Origin of the sequence: Streptomyces sp. SID12501, from assembly GCF_010550245.1 — a bacterium.
GTDB lineage: Bacteria > Actinomycetota > Actinomycetes > Streptomycetales > Streptomycetaceae > Streptomyces.
The window spans coordinates 1-742 of sequence record NZ_JAAGLU010000184.1 but is presented as its reverse complement, the minus strand read 5'-3'; the positions used below and the strand labels follow the sequence as shown (position 1 = coordinate 742).

The window sequence follows — 742 nt, the reverse complement described above, 5'->3', positions numbered from 1 at the left end:
GTTCTGGATCTTCGCGCCGGACAACCAGTCGGCGTCCCGCGCGGACCGCGCGAACGAGGGCCTGGTGTTCGCGGCCGAGGACCGCTCGACGCGCGCCGGCCAGGGGCTCGCGCAGGTCATCTCGAAGGCCCTGATGCTCGCCGGGGAGACCGAGCGCGCGCGGCTCGACCGGATCACCGTCGACTGGTTCCCGGTCGAGCGGCACTCGCTGTCCGCGAAGGGCTCGGCCGCGCAGCAGGCCAAGGCGAGCGGCATGCCCTTCCGGTTCATCATGGAGGAGGTCTGGCAGGCGACGCCCGAGCAGATCCGACGCGCCGAGGCCGACCGCTTCGACGACATGATGACCGCCTTGAGCGGTGGGCAGGCCAGCACCGCGGGCGCGACGGCGGGCTGACGTGGAGCCGTCACGTGCGCTGGTTGCGCGGGTCGACTCGCACTCGGCGTACCGGGCGCTGCTGACCGAGCGAGCGCAGGCGCAGGTGCTTCGTCTGGTCGCCGGGTTCGACGGCTGGTACGACCACGACGCCATCAGCCGGATGACCGCGGAGGTCGTGAAGTACGTAGAGGCTGCCCAGCGCGGCGTGGCGGTCGCCACCGATGCGTACCTCGCGCAGGTCGCCACGGAGATCGTCGGGCGCATGATCCGCCCGGTCGGGTCGATCGATCCGACCGAGCTCCGTGAGGGCATCACCCATCAGGGCGTCTACGGGCGCCTCGCGGACCAGTACCGCTACCGCACGTC

Annotated in this window: 2 protein-coding genes; both read left to right on the top strand. The window is 71.7% G+C overall.

Annotated elements, in window-relative coordinates:
* The coding region (locus tag G3I71_RS45125) for a hypothetical protein (protein ID WP_203733020.1) at nucleotides 1–394 on the top strand (394 nt) is incomplete at its 5' end.
* A gap of 1 nt (nucleotide 395) precedes the next feature.
* Nucleotides 396–742: hypothetical protein (locus G3I71_RS45120; RefSeq protein ID WP_164324705.1), on the top strand; the 347-nt coding region annotated here is incomplete at its 3' end.